At 72.7% G+C, this 17,903-nt stretch carries 21 protein-coding genes; 10 read left to right on the top strand and 11 right to left on the bottom strand.

Features of this window, described 5'->3' with window-relative positions; genetic code table 11:
• Window positions 1–5: 5 nt before the first annotated feature.
• From ACH427_RS03065 to ACH427_RS03045, 5 genes are all read right to left on the bottom strand, one after another.
• A complete protein-coding gene (locus ACH427_RS03065) occupies window positions 6–689 on the bottom strand; it encodes a GNAT family N-acetyltransferase (RefSeq protein WP_398867604.1) in 684 nt (227 codons plus the stop codon).
• Between the two features lie 271 nt (window positions 690–960).
• Window positions 961–1,965, bottom strand: coding sequence for a TIGR03842 family LLM class F420-dependent oxidoreductase (locus ACH427_RS03060; protein ID WP_398867603.1), 1,005 nt, complete (start codon window positions 1,963–1,965; stop codon window positions 961–963).
• 11 nt (window positions 1,966–1,976) lie between these two features.
• Entirely contained in the window at window positions 1,977–3,377 is a 1,401-nt protein-coding gene (gene hydA, locus ACH427_RS03055) for a dihydropyrimidinase (protein ID WP_398867602.1), read from the bottom strand.
• Window positions 3,374–4,645: an aspartate aminotransferase family protein gene (locus tag ACH427_RS03050; protein WP_398867949.1), complete on the bottom strand. Its 1,272-nt coding sequence runs from the start codon at window positions 4,643–4,645 to the stop codon at window positions 3,374–3,376. The genes hydA and ACH427_RS03050 overlap by 4 nt, the downstream gene beginning before the upstream one ends.
• A gap of 83 nt (window positions 4,646–4,728) precedes the next feature.
• On the bottom strand, window positions 4,729–5,571 hold the full coding sequence (locus ACH427_RS03045) for a nitrilase-related carbon-nitrogen hydrolase (protein WP_366003584.1): 843 nt from the start codon (window positions 5,569–5,571) through the stop codon (window positions 4,729–4,731).
• 162 nt (window positions 5,572–5,733) lie between these two features.
• Between ACH427_RS03045 and ACH427_RS03040 the strand changes: the two genes are divergently transcribed.
• The 3 genes from ACH427_RS03040 to ACH427_RS03030 all read left to right on the top strand — a co-directional run bounded on the left by ACH427_RS03040 (window position 5,734) and on the right by ACH427_RS03030 (window position 7,160).
• Window positions 5,734–6,165 carry a MarR family winged helix-turn-helix transcriptional regulator gene (locus ACH427_RS03040; protein ID WP_398867601.1) on the top strand — a complete coding sequence of 144 codons (432 nt, stop codon included), beginning with the start codon at window positions 5,734–5,736 and terminating at the stop codon, window positions 6,163–6,165.
• Between the two features lie 297 nt (window positions 6,166–6,462).
• The gene (locus tag ACH427_RS03035) at window positions 6,463–6,594 is read left to right on the top strand and encodes a hypothetical protein (RefSeq protein ID WP_398867600.1); all 132 of its coding nucleotides are present in this window, start codon (window positions 6,463–6,465) and stop codon (window positions 6,592–6,594) included.
• 11 nt (window positions 6,595–6,605) lie between these two features.
• Window positions 6,606–7,160, top strand: coding sequence for an isochorismatase family protein (locus ACH427_RS03030; RefSeq protein ID WP_398867599.1), 555 nt, complete (start codon window positions 6,606–6,608; stop codon window positions 7,158–7,160).
• 127 nt (window positions 7,161–7,287) lie between these two features.
• Here ACH427_RS03030 and ACH427_RS03025 read toward each other — a convergent pair whose 3' ends face one another.
• Together ACH427_RS03025 and ACH427_RS03020 are read right to left on the bottom strand one after the other, a co-directional pair.
• A complete protein-coding gene (locus ACH427_RS03025; RefSeq protein WP_398867598.1) occupies window positions 7,288–7,677 on the bottom strand; it encodes a VOC family protein in 390 nt (129 codons plus the stop codon).
• Window positions 7,678–7,715: 38 nt separating this feature from the next.
• Entirely contained in the window at window positions 7,716–8,078 is a 363-nt protein-coding gene (locus tag ACH427_RS03020) for a transposase (protein WP_398867948.1), read from the bottom strand.
• Window positions 8,079–8,269: 191 nt separating this feature from the next.
• Here ACH427_RS03020 and ACH427_RS03015 point away from each other — a divergent pair, with 191 nt between their 5' ends.
• Together ACH427_RS03015 and ACH427_RS03010 are read left to right on the top strand one after the other, a co-directional pair.
• Window positions 8,270–9,745: an AlkA N-terminal domain-containing protein gene (locus ACH427_RS03015; protein ID WP_398867597.1), complete on the top strand. Its 1,476-nt coding sequence runs from the start codon at window positions 8,270–8,272 to the stop codon at window positions 9,743–9,745.
• Between the two features lie 5 nt (window positions 9,746–9,750).
• Complete coding sequence (locus ACH427_RS03010; RefSeq protein WP_398867596.1) at window positions 9,751–10,260, top strand: methylated-DNA--[protein]-cysteine S-methyltransferase; 510 nt, start codon at window positions 9,751–9,753, stop codon at window positions 10,258–10,260.
• 137 nt (window positions 10,261–10,397) lie between these two features.
• Here the strand turns inward: ACH427_RS03010 and ACH427_RS03005 are convergent, their stop codons facing one another.
• From ACH427_RS03005 to ACH427_RS02995, 3 genes are read right to left on the bottom strand one after another with little or no spacing between them, the layout of a single operon-like run.
• Window positions 10,398–10,991, bottom strand: coding sequence for a hypothetical protein (locus tag ACH427_RS03005; RefSeq protein ID WP_398867595.1), 594 nt, complete (start codon window positions 10,989–10,991; stop codon window positions 10,398–10,400).
• On the bottom strand, window positions 10,988–11,260 hold the full coding sequence (locus ACH427_RS03000) for a hypothetical protein (RefSeq protein ID WP_398867594.1): 273 nt from the start codon (window positions 11,258–11,260) through the stop codon (window positions 10,988–10,990). Before ACH427_RS03000 ends, ACH427_RS03005 begins: the two co-directional genes overlap by 4 nt.
• A 59-nt stretch (window positions 11,261–11,319) precedes the next feature.
• Window positions 11,320–12,075 (bottom strand): SIR2 family NAD-dependent protein deacylase, encoded by a 756-nt coding sequence (locus ACH427_RS02995; RefSeq protein ID WP_398867593.1) that lies wholly within the window; start codon window positions 12,073–12,075, stop codon window positions 11,320–11,322.
• Window positions 12,076–13,900: 1,825 nt separating this feature from the next.
• Between ACH427_RS02995 and ACH427_RS02990 the strand changes: the two genes are divergently transcribed.
• The 5 genes from ACH427_RS02990 to ACH427_RS02970 all read left to right on the top strand — a co-directional run bounded on the left by ACH427_RS02990 (window position 13,901) and on the right by ACH427_RS02970 (window position 17,032).
• A complete protein-coding gene (locus ACH427_RS02990) occupies window positions 13,901–14,212 on the top strand; it encodes a hypothetical protein (protein ID WP_398867592.1) in 312 nt (103 codons plus the stop codon).
• Window positions 14,213–14,298: 86 nt separating this feature from the next.
• The gene (locus ACH427_RS02985; RefSeq protein WP_398867591.1) at window positions 14,299–14,868 is read left to right on the top strand and encodes a TetR/AcrR family transcriptional regulator; all 570 of its coding nucleotides are present in this window, start codon (window positions 14,299–14,301) and stop codon (window positions 14,866–14,868) included.
• 65 nt (window positions 14,869–14,933) lie between these two features.
• On the top strand, window positions 14,934–15,536 hold the full coding sequence (locus ACH427_RS02980; protein ID WP_398867947.1) for a DUF4865 family protein: 603 nt from the start codon (window positions 14,934–14,936) through the stop codon (window positions 15,534–15,536).
• Between the two features lie 62 nt (window positions 15,537–15,598).
• The gene (locus tag ACH427_RS02975) at window positions 15,599–16,177 is read left to right on the top strand and encodes a TetR/AcrR family transcriptional regulator (RefSeq protein WP_398867590.1); all 579 of its coding nucleotides are present in this window, start codon (window positions 15,599–15,601) and stop codon (window positions 16,175–16,177) included.
• Window positions 16,178–16,249: 72 nt separating this feature from the next.
• The gene (locus tag ACH427_RS02970; protein ID WP_398867589.1) at window positions 16,250–17,032 is read left to right on the top strand and encodes an oxidoreductase; all 783 of its coding nucleotides are present in this window, start codon (window positions 16,250–16,252) and stop codon (window positions 17,030–17,032) included.
• Here the strand turns inward: ACH427_RS02970 and ACH427_RS02965 are convergent.
• Window positions 17,029–17,799: a TetR/AcrR family transcriptional regulator gene (locus ACH427_RS02965; protein WP_398867588.1), complete on the bottom strand. Its 771-nt coding sequence runs from the start codon at window positions 17,797–17,799 to the stop codon at window positions 17,029–17,031. The two genes, ACH427_RS02970 and ACH427_RS02965, sit on opposite strands and share 4 nt — an antisense overlap.
• Window positions 17,800–17,903: the final 104 nt, after the last annotated feature.

The following is a 17,903-nucleotide window of genomic DNA, read 5'->3' as shown; positions in this document are numbered from 1 at the left end:
GCGGGCTAGGCCGACATGAGCGGGCGCGACCGCTCCGGCCTGGGGCCCGCCGCCACCCGCTGTTCGAGCCGCTGCCGCACGTGGGGCCACTCCTCGTCGAGGATCGAGTAGAACGCCGTGCCCCGCACCATGCCGTCCAGGCCGCGGGTGTGGGCCCGGCGGACGCCTTCGAGGGCCGCGCCGAGACGTTCGATCGCCGCACGTGAGCGCAGGTTGCGGGCATCGGCGCGCAGGGACACCCGCCGGACGCCCCACGTCTCGAAGGCGTGGCGCAGCAGGAGCAGCTTGGCCTCGGCGTTGATCCCGGTGCCCTGGGCGCGCGGGGAGAGCCAGGTGCCGCCGATCTCCGTCGCGTCGGGTATCGCGGTGAGCGGGTCGCCCAGGGGCTCGCGCGGACCGGGCGGCCAGGGCACCGGGCCCTGCCAGTAGTCCAGCTCGCAGAACCGGGTCGAGCCCACCACCAGGCCGTCCGCGGCCCGGACCACGGCGAAGGGCAGCGCCCGCCCCGCGATCCGCGCCGCCACCGCCTCGGCGACATAGCGCTTCGTGGCCTCCACCCCATGGGGCACGGGCGTGAAGGCATAGCTCCCGCGGTCCTCGGCCGCCGCCGCGGCCAGCGCCTCGACGTGCCGCTCGCCGAGCGGCTCCAGCCGCACACCGGGGCCGTGGAGGAAGACGGGTACGGGCATGGGGCCTTGCCTCCTTCAGCGGGGGAACGGGGGCCCGGCGGCGGGCGTCGCGTGCGCCGCGAGGCGTGTGCGCCGGGTGTGGTCAGTGTGCGCCCGGGAAGCCGCCGGATGGGCGTCGGCGGTGCGAAGGTCAGGAGACAGGCAGGTGAAGGCGAGGTGCGAGGGCCTCGTGGTCTTGTGGCATCGCGCATGCGAATGCCCGTAGCTCGTACGGGAAGCCGCCGACCGCCGGACCGGAGGAGGCCCGGTACGGCGGTCGAGGGCGAACCCCCTAGGAGCCGGTCAGCGCGGGAATGACGTCCCGGCCGTAGGCGTCGATCGTCGACTCCTTCGCGTCGTGCATCGCGTAGAGGGCGAACTGGTCCACCCCCAGCGCCCGCAGCTCCGCCAGCCGCTCGCGGTGCGCCTCGACGGGGCCGAGGAGGCAGAACCGGTCCACGATCGAGTCGGGCACGAAGTCGGTGGAGGGATTCCCCGCGCGGCCGTGGTGGCTGTAGTCGTAGCCGTGGCGCTGCTTGATGTATTCGGTGAGGGCCTCCGGCACCAGACCGGAGTGCTCGCCGTACCGCTCGACCAGGTCGGCGACGTGGTTGCCGACCATGCCGCCGAACCAGCGGCACTGCTCGCGCGCGTGGTCCAGGTCGTCGCCCACATAGGCGGGCGCGGCGACGCAGACGGTGACGGAGTCAGGATCGCGCCCGGCGTCGGAGGCCGCGGTCCGCACGGCCTTGACCATCCACTCCGTGAGGAAGGGGTCGGCGAGCTGGAGGATGAAGCCGTCGGCCTCCCGCCCGGCGAGGGCGAGCGCCTTGGGGCCGTACGCCCCCATCCATACCGGCAGGCTGCCGTCCCGCACCCAGGGCAGGCGCATCGGCGTGCCGCCCACATCCGCCTCGCGCCCCTCGGCGAGATCGCGGATGACGCGCATCGCCTCGCTCAGGGTGGCGAGGGTGTTCGGCTTGCGGCCGGCCACCCGCATCGCGGAGTCGCCCCGGCCGATGCCGCACACGGTGCGGTTGCCGTACATGTCGTTGAGCGTGGCGAAGGTGGAGGCCGTGACCTCGGGGGTGCGGGTGGAGGGATTGGTGACCATGGGCCCGACGATCAGCCGCTCGGTGTGGTCGAGGACGCGGCTGAGGATGACGAACGGCTCCTGCCACAGCACGGCGGAGTCGAAGGTCCAGCCGTAGTGGAAGCCCGCGCCCTCGGCGCGGCGCATCAGGTCCACCACGGCGGAGGCGGGCGGGTCGGTCTGGAGGACGATTCCGAAGTCCACGGCGGTGCTCCTTACGCGAGGTACTGACAAGTGGTGCGCGGTACGTAACGGCCGTGCCCGGCACGCCCCGTGAACTGCCGCTCTTCGATGACGGTCTCGCCGCGCGACAGGACGGTCTCGACCTGCCCGGTGATCTGCTTGCCCTCGTAGGCGGAATAGTCGACGTTCATGTGGTGGGTCGCGGCGGAGAGGGTCTGCCGCGCGTGCGGGTCGTAGATGACGATGTCGGCGTCACCGCCGGGCGTGATCGTGCCCTTGTGCGGGGCGAGGCCGAACATCCGCGCGGGGGCGGCGCAGGCGATCTCGATCCACCGGCGGCGCGTGATGCGGCCCTCGACGACGGCCTGGTGGAGGAGATCCATGCGGTTCTCCACGCCGGGCAGGCCGTTGGGGATCTTCGAGAAGTCCCCGCGGCCCAGCTCCTTCTGGCCGGCGAAGCAGAACGGGCAGTGGTCGGTGGAGACCACCTGGAGGTCGTCCGTGCGCAGCCCGCGCCAGAGCGCCTCCTGGTGCTCGCGCGGCCGCAGGGGCGTCGAGCAGACGTATTTGGCGCCCTCGAAGCCCGGTTCGGCGAGATTGTCCGTCGAGAGGAAGAGGTATTGCGGGCAGGTCTCGCCGAAGACCGGCAGGCCCTTGTCCCGCGCCTGCGCCAGCTCCGCGAGTGCCTCCTCCGCCGAGACGTGCACGACATAGAGAGGGCTGCCGGCCACCCGGGCGAGCTGGATGGCGCGGTGGGTGGCCTCGGCCTCCAGCAGCGCCCGGCGGACCTCGCCGTGGTAGCGCGGATCCGTGCGGCCCGCGGCGAGGGCCTGCTCCACCAGGACGTCGATGGCGATGCCGTTCTCGGCGTGCATCATGATCAGCCCGCCGTTGCCCGCGGCGCGCTGCATGGCCCGCAGGATCTGCCCGTCGTCGCTGTAGAACACCCCCGGATAGGCCATGAAGAGCTTGTACGACGTGACGCCCTCGCCCACCAGGAGATCCATCTCCTTCAGCGAGCTCTCGTGCACATCGGAGAGGATCATGTGGAAGGCGTAGTCGATCGCGCAGACGCCCTCGGCCTTGGCGTGCCAGGCGTCGAGCCCCTCGCGCAGCGCCCCGCCGCGCGGCTGGACGGCGAAGTCGACGACGGTCGTGGTGCCGCCCCACGCGGCGGCGCGGGTGCCCGTCCCGAAGGTGTCGGAGGAGGCGGTGCCGCCGAAGGGGAGCTCGAAGTGGGTGTGGGCGTCGACCCCGCCGGGGATGACGTACTTCCCCGTGGCGTCCAGGGTGCGGTCCGCCGTCCAGCCCTGGGCGGCGGCGCTGTCCGGCGTGGCCAGGGCGGCGATCCTGCCGTCCTCGATCAGGACGTCCGCCGTCGTCTCCTCGGCGGCGGTGATGACGAGCCCGCCGCGAATGGCCGTTCTGGTCATGGCCGTTCCCCCTCCTGTGCGTGCTGCACCTGGTGCAGGGTCTGCTCGAGGAGCGCGGCGCCTTGCTCGGCCTCGGCGACAGTGAGGGTGAGGGGCGGGGCGATGCGCAGCACATTCCCGTCGTGGCCGCCCTTGCCGATCAGCAGGCCGCGCTCGCGGGCGTGCTCCAGGGCGAGGGAGGCGGCTTCCGGCGCGGGCGATCCGTCGGGCCGTACGAGCTCGACACCGGCCATCAGGCCGCGGCCGCGCACCTCCCGGACGACGGGGAGCCCGGCGGCGACGGCGCGCAGCCGCTCCATGAGGAGACCGCCGACGCGGCGGGCGTTGCCCTGGAGGTCGTGCTCCAGCAGATAGGTCAGGTTGGCCAGGCCGGCGGCCATGGTGACGGGGCTGCCGCCGAAGGTCGAGATGGAGTTGGCGGCGAGGCAGTTCATGACCTCGGCGCGGGCGACGACCCCGCCGACGGACATGCCGTTGCCGATGCCCTTGGCGAAGGTGAGGATGTCGGGCGGACCGCTCGCCGCGTGCGCCTGCCAGCCCCAGAAGTGGTCGCCGGTGCGGCCCCAGCCGGTCTGCACCTCGTCGGAGATCCACAGGATGCCGTGGCGCGCGAGGACTTCGCGGAACGCGGCGTACAGCCCGTCGGGCGGCGCGGTGAACCCACCGACGCCCTGGACCGGTTCGGCGATCAGCGCGGCGACGTTGCCGTGCGCCTGGCCGAGCATGTCCTCCAGATCCGCGACGCAGGCCGCGGTGAACTCCGCGTCGGACAGCTCCGCGAACGGCCCGCGCGTGCGCACGCCGCCGTGCAGATAGAGGGTCTGGAGGGGGGAGAGGCTGGTGGGTGACCAGGAGGTGTTGCCGGTGATGCCGACGGTGGAGAAGGACCGGCCGTGGTAGCTGTTCCGCATCGCCAGGATCTGGTTGGACCCGCGGTGGGTGGTGGCGAGCAGCAGGGCCGCGTCATTGGCCTCGGTGCCGGAGGTGGTGAAGAAGACCCGCGCGTCGGGGATCCCGGAGAGCGAGGCGATCCGCTCGGCCAACTCGACCATGTGGCGGTCGAGATAGAGCGTGGAGGTGTGCAGGATGCGCCCCGCCTGCTCGGCGACCGCCTTGGTGACCTCGGGCAGGGCATGGGCCGTCATGGTGGTGAGGATGCCGCCGAAGAAGTCGAGATAGCGGCGGCCCTCGGCGTCCCACACATGGCGGCCCTCGCCGTGGGTGAGCTCCAGCGGCTCGCGGTAGTAGAGCGTGAGCCACTCGGGCATCACGGCCCGGTGCCGGATGTGCAGACGGGCGGCGGGGGCGTCGCCGGAGGGGCCGGGAGGAGGCACCTCCGGGGGTGCGGCACTCACGGCCGGACCAGCCCGTCGTAGGCGTCGGGCCTGCGGTCGCGGTAGAAGGCCCACTGCTGGCGGACCTCGTCGATGAGGCCGAAGTCCAGGTCGCGGACGACCAGCTCCTCCTTGGTGTCGCTGGCGACGTCACCGACGAACTGCCCGCGCGGGTCCACGAAATACGAGGTGCCGTAGAAGTCGTTGTCGCCGTACTCCTCGCGGCCCACGCGGTTGATCGCGGCCACGAAGTATTCATTGGCGACGGCCGCCGCGGGCTGCTCCAACTGCCAGAGATGGGCGGAGAGTCCACGCGAGGTGGCGGAGGGGTTGTACACCAGCTGGGCCCCGGCCAGGCCGAGCGAGCGCCAGCCCTCGGGGAAGTGGCGGTCGTAGCAGATATAGACGCCGACCTTGCCGACGGCCGTGTCGAAGACGGGCCAGCCGAGATTGCCGGGTTTGAAGTAATACTTCTCCCAGAAGCCCTTCACCTGGGGGATGTGGTGCTTGCGGTACTTCCCCAGATAGCGGCCGTCGGCGTCGATCACGGCCGCCGTGTTGTAGTAGAAACCGGACTGCTCGATCTCGAAGACGGGCACGACGATCACCATGCCGGTCTCCCGCGCGAGCTCCCGCATCCGCTGGACGGTGGGCCCGTCGGGCACCTCCTCGGCCCAGCGGTAGTGCTCGCTCTCCTGCACTTGGCAGAAATACGGGGCGTTGAAGACCTCTTGGAAGCCGATCACCTGCGCGCCTTGCGCGGCGGCGGCGCGGGCGTGCTCCTCGTGCTTGGCGATCATCGATTCGGTGTCGCCGGTCCAGGTCGCCTGAACCAGAGCGGCGCGCACAACATTGGCCATGAGCTGCTCCTTTGCCGGGGCGTCAGCCAGGCTGACACGCGTAGATCCACGTGTGCTGCGACCGTATGACCCGTCACGCTCGGTGGCAAGACCAGCGCGCGGCCTGTGGATAACTCGACAGGAGAACTTGCAAGTTTATCTGTCGTTCTTTACGGTGGTGCCATGCCTGACAAGGAACAGGAACGCGCTGCCGCCGATCTGGCCGCCACCGTCTCCCAGCTCATGCGGCGCCTGCGCACGGCCTCGCCCCAAGGCGCCCTCACCCCCTCCCAGCGCGCCGTGCTCAGCCGGCTCGGCACCGACGGCCCCGCCACGACCGCCGCCCTGGCCCGCGCGGAGCTCGTGCGCCCGCAGTCCATGCGCGTGATCCTCGGCGTGCTGGAGGAGGCGGAGATGGTCACCCGCTCCCCGCACCCCACGGACGGCAGGCAGGTCGTCTTCTCCCTCACCGCGGAGGGCGAGGAGGCGCTCGCGTCCGTACGCGACTCCAAGAACAGCTGGCTCGCGGCCGCCATCGAGCGCCGCCTGCGCCCCGATGAACAGCGCGCCCTGATCGAGGCGACCCGGCTGCTCAAACGCCTGGTCGAGGAATGAGCCGAGGAAGGAAAGGCCCCGGACGCGCACCTCGGACCCCGCCACCGGGGCGGCGCGCGACAACGGCGGGACGGGCGCGCCGCCTCCGGCGGACCGCGACTCCGGTCCGGCCCTCGGCGGCCGCTTCATGGCACCGCTCCTCCTCGGCGCGGCCCTCAGCCCCGTCGACACCACCGCGATCGACACCGGCCACGACTTCACCACCGGCCTCGTCATGCTCCCCATGGCCGGTGCGGTGGCGGCCTGTTCACTGCTCGGCGCCCGCACGAAGGGCCTCCGCGCGCACCCCTCACCACGGTGGCCGCCCTGCTCGCCCTCGGCAGCGGAGGTCTGCTCCTCGCGCACGGCGGCACGCCGCTCGCCGCGCTGCTGAGCCTGTCCCTCGTCGTCCTGACCGTCACCGACCGCGCCCTGCGCGCCCGCACCTGAGGAGCTGCCCCATGCCCGCCACCACCCTCGACCCCAGGACCGCGCTGGTCCTCGTCGACCTCCAGAAGGGCATCCTCGCCCTCCCCACCGCGCACCCCTCCGCCGAGATCCTCGCCCGTGGCGCCCGGCTGGCCGCGGCCTTCCGCGAGCGCGGCCTGCCGGTCGTGCTCGTACGCGTCGTCGGCGCGGCGCCCGGCCGCTCCGACGCCCCGCCGCGCGGCGGACAGCCCCCGGCCGACTTCGCCGACCTGGCCCCCGAACTCGACCGCCAGAACAGCGACATCGTGATCACCAAGCACACCTGGGGCGCCTTCCACGCCACCGACCTCGACCTCCAGCTGCGCCGCCGGGGCGTCACCCAGATCGTCCTCGGCGGCATCGCGACGGGCGCGGGCGTCGAGTCCACCGCCCGCGCGGCCCACGAACACGGCTACCACGTGACGATCGCCACCGACGCCGTCACCGACCCCGATCCGGAGATCCACCGGGTCACCGTGGAGCGGACCCTCCCGCGCCTGGCCGAGACGGACACGACGGAGAACATCCTGAAGCTGCTCACCTCTTAGACGCCGATTCCTTTGGCACCTGCCGGGCGGCGGGCAGGTGCCGCAGGGCGCCGGCCGGGATCACACGAGGCACAGCAGCGATTGAGGGCCGCACTCCGCGCGGGGGTGCGGCCCTCGGTGTATGGGGTTACGAGGTCCAGCCGCCGTACGGCACGGTGATGAGTTCCATGGCGTGGCCCGCCGGGTCCATGAAGTACACGCCGCGGCCGCCATCGTTATGGTTGATCGTGCCGGGCTGGTTCTGGTGGGGATCGGCGTAGTGCTCGATTCCGCGCTGCCTGATCTGCGCGTACGCCGCGTCGAACTCCTCCTCGGAGACCAAGAAGGCATAGTGCTGGGGGGTGATGCTGTCCGCAGGGATCGTGGCGAAATCCAGTGTGACGCCGTTGCTCAGGTCGACCGCGATGAATGGGCCCCACTCGGCGGTGATCTCAAGGCTGAGCAGGTTCGCGAAGAATTGTGCGGACTCCCGGTTGTCCCGGGCGTGGACGATCGTGTGGTTCAACTCGACTGACAAGGAATGCCTCCGAAGGCATGTCCCGACACCTCCATGCCTCACCCAGCCGGTGACCGGCACGCGATGTCGCCGTAGATCCTAGTCGCTGTCGTCTGCGTAGTGAGTCGGCGGTAGTTGATGAGGGCTGCGGCTATCCGGTGAAGGCAAGGAAGTGCTCGGCCTTGTTCGTCGAGGATGACCCGATGGAGTCGAGCCCAGACCCTCTCCCGGCTCCACTGGGCGAAGCGTCGGTGGACCGTGGGCCAGGCCGGCCCGAACACCGGCGGCGACTGCCGCCAGGTGCAGCCCGAGGTGGCCACGAAGACGATGGCCGCCGGCGTCTCGCGATCACCGGCCCGCCGTCGGCCACCACCCTGCGGGCGATTCACCTCCGTGGGGGGCGCCACCCGCTGGAACAACATCCGGTACCAACCGCTCAACCAGATCGGTCATGCGCGGTTCAGCGAATGATCACGCTATGAGAAGCGGTGCTGTAGGCCGGTGAGGGCGCGCCTTCCTTCGAGGGCGCACCCATTTCCGCCCCTCCCGCCCCTCAAACGTCCATGTCGGATTTCCGCGAGCCAAAGCCGTCGCCGCGGACGATCCTTGAAGCATGTACACCGACTTCGACCGCTGTGTCCGGGCCGTCCGCTCCAAGGACGCCCGCTTCGACGGGTGGTTCTACACCGCCGTGCGCACCACTGGCATCTACTGCCGTCCGAGCTGCCCGGCCGTGCCGCCGAAGGACCGGAACATGACCTTCTACCCCAGCGCGGCCGCCGCCCAGCAGGCCGGTTTCCGGGCCTGCAAGCGCTGTCGGCCCGACGCCAGCCCCGGCTCGCCGCAGTGGAACGAGCGGGCCGACCTCGTCGCCCGGGCCATGCGGCTCATCGGCGACGGCACGGTCGACCGCGAGGGCGTCCCCGGGCTCGCCGCCCGCCTCGGCTACAGCACCCGGCAGATCGAGCGCCAGCTGCTCGCCGAGCTGGGCGCGGGCCCGCTCGCCCTGGCCCGCGCCCAGCGTGCCCAGACCGCCCGCATCCTCATCGAGACCAGCGAACTGCCCATGACGGACGCCGCGTTCGCCTCCGGCTTCTCCTCCGTCCGCGCCTTCAACGAGACCGTACGCGAGGTCTTCGCGCTCTCTCCCACCGAGCTCCGCGCCCGCGCGGCCCACGGCCGGAAACCCGCCACGCCCGGCGTGCTGGCGCTCCGGCTGCCCTTCCGGGCGCCCCTGTGCCCCGACAACCTCTTCGGCCACCTCGTGGCGACCGCCGTGCCCGGCGTGGAGGAGTGGCGCGACGGCGCGTACCGCCGCACCCTGCGCCTGCCGTACGGCCACGGCACCGTCGCCCTCGCCCCGCGCCCCGACCACATCGACTGCCGGCTCGCCCTCTCCGACCTGCGCGACCTGGCCGGAGCCATCAGCCGCTGCCGGAGCCTCCTCGACCTCGACGCGGACCCCGAGGCGGTGGACGAACTGCTCGCCGCCGACGAGCGGTTGGCCCCGCTCGTCGCCAAGGCCCCCGGCCGCCGGGTGCCGCGCACCGTGGACCCGGAGGAGTTCGCCGTACGGGCCGTGCTCGGCCAGCAGGTGTCGACCGCGGCGGCCCGCACGCTCGCCGCCCGCCTCGTCACCGCCCACGGCGAGCCCGTCGACGACCCGGCCGGGGGCGGCCTCACCCACCTCTTCCCGTCGGCCGAGGCGCTGTCCGGCCTCGACCCCGCGGCGCTCGCCATGCCCGGCGGCCGCCGCACCACCGTCGTGACACTGGTCCGGGCCCTCGCGTCCGGCGAACTCCCCCTCGGCGTCGGCAGCGACCGCGCACAGGCGTACGCACAGCTCGCCGAGCTCCCCGGCATGGGCCCGTGGACCACCGGGATCATCGGGATGCGGGCGCTCGGCGACCCCGACGCCTTCGTGCCGACGGACCTCGGCGTCCGGCACGGCGCCGCCGCCCGCGGCCTGCCCGCGACCCCCGGAGCGCTGACCCGGCACGCCGCCGCGTGGCGGCCGTGGCGGGCGTACGCCGTCCAGCACCTGTGGGCGGCCCACGACCATCCCATCAACGACATGCCCAAGGACTGAGCACCATGCAGCGCGTACACACCGTCACCGACAGCCCCGTCGGCCCCCTGACCCTCGTCGCCACCGACGGCACCCTCTCCGGTCTCTACATGACCGACCAGCGGCACCGGCCGCCCCAGGAGACGTTCGGCGAGCGGGACGACAGGCCGTTCACCGAGGCCCTGCGCCAGCTCGCGGCGTACTTCGCGGGCGGGACGACCCGTTTCGAGCTCCCGCTGCGACTGGACGGCACGCCGTTCCAGCGGCGCGTATGGGCGGGGCTCCTGGAGATCCCGTACGGCGAGACGCTCTCGTACGGCGAACTCGCCGAGCACATCGGCGCGCCCAACGCGTCCCGCGCGGTGGGCCTGGCGAACGGCAAGAACCCCATCGGCATCATCGTCCCCTGCCACCGGGTCGTGGGCTCGACGGGTGGACTCACGGGGTACGGCGGGGGACTGGAGCGCAAGCGGATGCTTCTTGCGCTGGAGCGGGGTTCCGCTACGGGGGCGGGTGATCCGGATCGGCTGTTCTAGGCCGAGGCCCGGTGGCCGGGTGCGGGCTGTCTCGTCCGCACCACCGCTGCGCGGCGGTGTCCGCGAGCTCCCTCCCCCGGGCTCCGGCCGGGGGTGCCCCCAGAGGTGCCCCTACGGGCTGAACCCGCCCACCCGCATCAACGATTCCGACCCTTCAACGGCCGCTTGTAATAAGCCCATGGAAAGGATCCCGCCCCCACCTGCACCCAGCCCTCCGCTTCCATCCGCCGGTGCCGGTTGCCCAGGGCGAACGGGACGCGGCGGTGCTCCCACGGGTGGTCCGACGCCTCCACCACGTGGAAGTACGGGCCGTAGTCGACGACATGCCAGCCCTCCAGACCCGCCTCCGCGAGTGCCGCCATCTCGTCGAAGGCGGTCAGCGGGGTGAGCACCCGCCGCTCCGGTACGCCCGGCCCTCCGGCCGTGGCGCCGGGCGCGGTCGCGGAGCCCTTCGCGGCGAACCGCTGTTGCGCCGCCTGCCGGCTCACCCCGAGGATGCGGCCGATGGTGTCCCAGCTGTGGCCCGCCGCCCGCGCGCCCTGCACCGCCTCGCGCAGCAGCCGGCTGGTCTCCTCGGCGCCGACCCGGGTGGCGGCGACCAGGCGGAGATAGCCCTCGGCGTCGTGTTCCAGCGACTCGGCCAGTCCGTCCGGGGCGCCGAGGACGGCGCCCGCGATCCCCTCACGGACGCGCCTGCTCTCCTCCGGGCCGATCAGCGGTTCGTCGCTCATCGGCCGTCCGCCGCGCGCAGCGGCTCCAGCGCGTCCAGAGTCGCGCGGTCACGCTCCCGCCGCGCGGCCCGGCCCGCCCCGGCGAGCATGCCGATGGCGCAGAGCACGACGAAGACGGCGGCGCCCCAGACGATGTACCGGGCGACATCGGCGCCGTCCGAGAGCCGTGTGCTCATGACGATCAGGGCGATCGCCATGGGGAACATGCCGAAGGCGGCGGCCCGGAGGGCTGAGCTGCGGGCCGTGCCCGGCCGTATGTCGGTGATCATGACGTCAAGATTTCCTTGACATCGATCGCTTGTCAACCCTTCCTTGACATGGTCCGCGCTCAGCCCGCGGCGATCCGTTCCAGCAGCTTCGGCAGCGACGTCCCGATCGGCTCGCGCAGCAGCTCCTGCGCCCGGTCGTCGTACGGCGTCGGCTCCGCGTTGACGATGACCAGCCGCGCGCCGTGATCGGCGGCCAGCCCCGCGAGTGCCGCGGCGGGGTGCACCTGGAGGCTCGTGCCCACGGCGATGAAGATGTCGCACGCCTTGGTCACGGCCACCGCCTCGCCCAGCACTGCCGGGTCCAGCCCCTCGCCGAACATCACCGTCGCCGACTTCAGAATGCCCCCGCACGCCTCGCATGCCGGGTCCGGATCGCCTGCGGCCACCCGCTCCAGCGCCTCCTCCATGCCCGACCGGGCCTTGCATCGCGTGCACCGCACCGACCGCGCGGAGCCGTGCAGTTCGAGGACCTTCCGCTCCGGCATCCCCGCCAACTGGTGCAGCCCGTCGACGTTCTGGGTGATCACGCGCACCGGCGTACCGGACCGCTCCAGCCGCACCACCGCCTCGTGCGCCACGTTCGGCCGCGCCCGCAGTGCGGGCCCCTCGCGCCGCATCCGCCACGCGCGCCGCCGGATCTCGGGATCCGCCATGGAGAACTCGTACGTGACGAGCTTCTCGGCCTCCGGATCGCGCCGCCACAGCCCGTTGGGCCCGCGGTAGTCGGGGATCCCGGAGTCCGTGGAGATCCCGGCCCCGCTCATGACCACCACCAGGGGCCGCCGCGCCCCGGACATCGCCTCGCCGCCGCTCATGGCGCGAGCGTACGCAGCGACACCTCGCGCGGGCGACGGCTTTGAGTGAACCGGTGGACACACCTTCATGGGCGCCATTCTGTGGATGTGTCGATATTCGACCGGCGACGAGAAGGGATCGCCCCCACTGGAGATTTGTCGATATTCAGGCCCATCACCCTTACGGGGTCGTGTTGTATGACATACCTTCCCTCCCTCGGGTGGTGCGGTGCCCGCATACGGGTCAAGGCGCGGGCTTGTCCCGGCGATCCGTTGCTGCGGCTGTGTTCCTGTGCGACTCCAGGTTTCTGAGGGTGATAGGAGCGATATGTCGCTAAAGAGGAGGCGGGTCGGCGCCTTTGTGGCGGGTGGCGGCGCCGTCACATTGGGGGTGATGTTCGCGCTCTGCACGTCGGCGGGCGGTGTGCTGTCCGCGGTCGCGCGAGGCCGTGACGACGGGGTTCCCGGAGAGGTGATCGCCGGGGCGGGGCAGCATGTGCGGAAGGGGCCGACGACCGCCATGCCGGTCGTCGCCACATACGGCCCCGGGGAGCGCGTCCGTATCGAGTGCAGGGCCGTCGGTGAGGACGTCCGGGGGGATCGCTCGTGGTACAGGCTCATCCGGGGCGGTGGCTGGATGAGCGCGCGCTACGTCCACGCGTACGGCTCGGTGCCGGTGTGCGGCGACGGCCGCCACGATTCCCGGCGTCCCGTTCGGGGCCCGAGGGGGCCCAAGGGTGACAAGGGGGACCGGGGACCGGTGGGCCCGGCAGGCCCGAAGGGCCCGAAGGGACCGAAAGGGCCGAAGGGGGATACCGGTCCGGTGGGGCCGAAGGGGCCCAAGGGGGATCCGGGGCGGGTCGGGCCGCAGGGCAGGCCGGGTGCGGCGGGGCCCGCGGGCCTGAAGGGTGGCACGGGTGCTGTCGGTCCGCAGGGTGCGACCGGTCCGGCCGGGGCCATCGGTCCGACGGGCCCCGCGGGCCCGAAGGGCCCCAAAGGCAGCAAGGGTGACAGGGGCGACAAGGGCGACAGGGGTGACGTGGGCGCGACCGGCCTCAGAGGCGACCTCGGCGCCGTAGGGCCGACCGGTCCCGCAGGGCCTTCCGGGCCCAAGGGTGACCCGGGGCGTGTGGGGCCCGCGGGACCGGCGGGAGCGAAGGGCCCCGCAGGCCCGGCCGGCCCCGCCGGGCCCAAGGGCGATGCGGGAGCTGACGGTGTCATCGGCCCCGCCGGGCCGAAAGGTGACAAGGGGGACCCCGGAGGTCCTGTCGGTCCCGCCGGGTCCAAGGGCGACAGGGGCGAGCCCGGCCCGGCCGGGCCCAAAGGCGACAGGGGAGACCCAGGGGGTCCTGTCGGTCCGGCCGGGCCCAAGGGTGACAGGGGCGAGCCCGGTGACACCGGACCCGCCGGGCCCACGGGTCCCAGCGGTCCCGTCGGCCCCGCCGGGTCGTCCGGCTCCACCGGGAGGCCGGGACCGGCCGGACCCGCTGGACCCGCGGGTCCCGCCGGAGCCGCGGGACCGGCCGGACCCGGCGGCCCTCCCGGCCCTCGGGGAGACCGGGGCGACACGGGTGCCACAGGCGGCACGGGCGCTACGGGAGCCACCGGCCCCACGGGCCCGGCAGGGCCGGCCGGGCCCACCGGACCCGCCGGTCCCTCGGGCCGCCAGGGGCCCGTCGGCCCGGCCGGTGCCGCGGGCCCATCGGGCCCGACCGGCCCGATGGGCCCGAAAGGCAACAAGGGGGACCCCGGAGCGAGGGGCCCCGCGGGACCTTCCGGGGCGGCCGGCCCCGCCGGCCCGCGAGGCGTCAGCGGACCCGCGGGCTCACAGGGCCCGGCCGGACCCGTGGGCCCACAGGGCCCCGTAGGTCCCGCCGGTCCCAGAGGCGGGCCCGGCGGCGGCGGTCCGCCGCGCATCGTCCAACAGGAGTTCACCGTCGCCTCCCTCGCCCGTGAGCAGGTGCTGAAGAGCCCGGTGTGCCCCTCCGGCACGCGGATCGTCGGCGGCGGGTACGCCCAGGTCGGCACCTGGGCGGGGGCGTTGGAGAAGGTCGCTGAATACCCCCTCGTGGCGGAGAACCGCTACCTGCTGGGAGTGAACAGCGTCAGCCCCAGCGACGTCACCCTCAGGGTCTTCGGGGTCTGCCAGCCCTCCTGACCGCCGGACACCCCGAGCGGCCCGTCGACCGTCGGCGGGCCGCTCACTCCTTCTCCTCTGTACCTACTGGTATGTACACTCGCCGCATGAGCACCTCGGAACGCCTGATCGAGAGCACCCGTGAGCTCCTTTGGGAGCGCGGATACGTCGGCACCAGCCCCAAGGCCATCCAGCAGCGGGCGGGCGCCGGGCAGGGGAGCATGTACCACCACTTCGCGGGCAAGCCGGATCTGGCGCTCGCCGCGATCCGGCGCACCGCGGAGGAGATGCGGGCCAAGGCGGAGGAACAGTTCTCCGCCCCGGGCACGGCGCTGGAGCGGATCACCGCGTATCTGCTGCGCGAGCGAGATGTCCTCAAGGGCTGCCCCGTCGGCCGGCTGACGCAGGATCCGGAGGTGATGGCCGACGGGACGCTGCGCGGTCCGGTCGACGAGACCTTCGACTGGCTGCGCGGCCGCCTCGCCGGGATCCTCGCCGAGGGCCGCGACCGTGGCGAACTGGACGCGGCGCTGGACCCCGCCGCCACCGCCTCCGCCGTCGTCGCCGTGCTCCAGGGCGGCTACATCCTGGCCCGCGCGGCCCATTCGGTGGAGCCGTTCCAGCAGGCCGTGGGCGGCGTGCTCGGCCTCCTGGCCGGTCACGCCGCCACCCGGTGAGAAACCCGGGCGCCATCGGCCCGGACGCCATCAGCCCCGACGCCGCCAGGAAGACACCGGTCCGCATGCACGCCCAGCAGTACGAGATCACCCTGCCCGCCGACTACGACATGCGCGTCATCCGCGAGCGCGTGGCCGACTTCGGCCACACCCTCGACGACCGGGCCGGGCTCGGCCTGAAGGCGTACGTCATTCGCGAGCGCGGCGTGAACGGCTCTCCCGTCAACCAGTACGCCCCCTTCTATCTCTGGAACGACACCGGCGCGATGAGCGCCTTCCTCGTCGGCGGGGGCGGTTTCCAGGGAATCATCCGCGACTTCGGCCGGCCGGCCGTCCAGCACTGGGCGGGCGTCGCCACGGAGGCGGGCCCGGCCCGTGCCACGACGCCGAAGGCCGCCTCCCGCCGCCTGACCCCTGTCCCCGCCGACGCCGACCCCATGGGCCTCACCGAACTCGTCCGCCGCGAGACCGGCGAACTGCGCGCGCTGGCACGGCGCGACGGCGTGCACACCGCCGCGCTGGCGGTCGACCCCCGGCACTGGCAGCTGATGCGCTTCGTCCTCTGGGAGCGCGGCGTACCCGAGGCCGAGGACGCCACCGAGCGGTACGAAGTGCTGCACCTGTCCGCCCCGCACCTGTCGGGACTCCCCGAGGGCCGCCACTGGTAGCGCCGGAATTTCTCACGACCCGTTCTTGACCCTCAGGTCAAGAACGGCTTAGTCTTCAACGCATGGGCAGACCGAAGCAGTTCGATCCGGACATGGCGATCGACCAGGCCATGGACGTCTTCTGGCGCAAGGGCTACGGGGCGACCACGCCGCAGGACCTCGTCGACGAGACCGGCATCGGCAAGGGCAGCCTCTACCACTCCTTCGGCAGCAAGCACGCCCTGTTCACCCGTGCGTTGGAGCGCTACCGCGACACACAGGCGGCCGCCCTCGTCGAACTGCTCGGCGGGCCCGGCTCCGTGCGGGACCGGCTGCGGGCCGGGCTCGAGGCCCTCATCGAGATCGACCTCGGCGACCCCGGCCGGCGCGGCTGCTTCGGCGTCAACACCGCCACCGAGCTCGGCGGCGTGGACCAGGAGGCCACCGAGCTCGTGCGCCGCATGTTCGAGCGCACCGAGGCGGCCTTCCGTGCGGCGCTCGAAGAGGGGCAGCGCTCCGGCGAGATCGACGGCCGCCTCGACGTCCGGGCCACCGCGAGCCTCCTGCTGGCGACCGTGATCGGTATGCGCGTCATCGCCCGTACCGCCGACGGCCCGGAGCGGCTGCGCCGGGTGATCGACGGAGTGCTCGGCCCCCTCTGAACCACCCCGCCCGGTTCGCCGGGCTCACCCCTGCCTTGTTTCTGTACCTCCAGGTAAAGAAAAGAGCTTCCCATGGACCTCCACCTCACCGGCAAGACCGCCCTCGTCACCGGCGCGAGCCGGGGCATCGGCCTCGCCACCGTCCGCCGGCTCGTCGCCGAGGGCGTGCGGACCGTCGGCGTGGCCCGTACGGTCACGGACGAGCTGGCCGCGAGCGGCGCGGCCGCCGTGACGGCCGACCTCGCCACCGCGGCGGGCGCGGCCCACGCGGTGGAAGCGGCGCGTGCCGAGCTGGGCGGCATCGACCTGCTGGTCAACGGGGTCGGCGGCGGTGACACCTACTCCGTCGAGGGCTTCCTCGCCACCGGCGACGAGGCGTGGGACGCCACCTTCGGCATCAACTTCTTCAGCGCCGTACGCGTCACCCGCGCCGCCCTGCCGGACCTGCTGGAGCGGGGCGGCGCCGTCGTCAACATCTCCTCCATGGGCGCCCGCGTGCCCTCCAGCGGACCGGTCGACTACACCACCGCCAAGGCCGCGCTGAACGCTCTGGGCAAGTCCCTGGCCGAGGAGTTCGGCCCGCGCGGAGTGCGCGTGAACACGGTCTCTCCCGGCCCGGTCCGCACCCCGCTGTGGGAGGCCGAGAACGGCTTCGGCGACCACCTCGCCAAGGCGGCGGGCACGGACCTGCCGGCCTTCCTGGAGCAGGTCCCGCAGATGATCGGCATGACGACGAACCGCATGACCGAACCCGAGGAGGTGGCGTCCCTGGTCGCCTTCCTGCTCTCCGACCATGCCCGCAGCATCATGGGCGCGGAGCTGATGATCGACGGGGGCGCGGTCAAGACGGTCTAGGTGCCCGGGGTTTCCACGGGCAGCAGCCGGTTCAGGTGGTAGTCCACCACCTCGCTCACCGACTCCGGCGTGCGGCGGGCGTGGACGATGTCCATGCCCAGGCCGGTGATGCCCGAGACCAGGAGGTCCGCCTCCCGCGAGGGGTCGATGTCCGGGGCCGCCCTGCCGGCCTCCCGCGCTCCGCGCAGGATCGCCGCGACGAGCTCCTCCAGGGGCTGTCCGCCGTGCAGGAAGACCGCGGCGAGCCCGGGGTCGGTGAGGCTGCGCGCGTAATAGGCGGCGAACACCCGCAAGGACATGCGGCGTTGCTCGTCCAGCGGCAGGAACTCGTCCAGGATCGCCCGCAGCAGCGCACGGGGGTCGTCCGGGCACCGCAGCGCCTCGACACGGGTCCGGGCGCTGCGCTCGTTCTCCTCGTGCAGCATCCGGAGCGCGGAGACGAGGAGGTCGTGCTTGCCGGCGAAGTGGTACTGCACGACCCGCGGTGACACGCCCGCCTCGGCGGCGATCTCCCGCGTGCTCGCCTCGTGGAGCCCGCGCCCGGCCGCGATCCGCCAGACGGCCTCGGCGATCTCGCGGCGCCTGCGGGCGCGCGCGCCGCCCGGCCCGGCGGGAGTCCGGGGCGCCGCCACCGGTGGCCTCTTCCGCTGCCGGTACGCCTTGGCCTGGCAGCCGCGCGAGCAGTACGCGGGCGGGCGGCCTCGGCTCGCCCGGGGCAGCGGGGCGCCGCACACCCGGCAGCCGACGGCCTTCTTTTCGTCACGCATGCATGGAGCGTACTCCTGCTGGAATGTGTGATGAAAAGGGATATTGCCTCATGAATGCATGGAATTCCCTCCCCGATGGTTGATACGGTCGTAACGTAGGTCCA

The sequence above is a fragment of the Streptomyces sp. NPDC020379 genome (genome assembly GCF_044387105.1).
Classification (GTDB): domain Bacteria; phylum Actinomycetota; class Actinomycetes; order Streptomycetales; family Streptomycetaceae; genus Streptomyces.
Note: the sequence above shows the minus strand (reverse complement) of the source record. Positions and strands in the feature narration are given on the sequence as shown.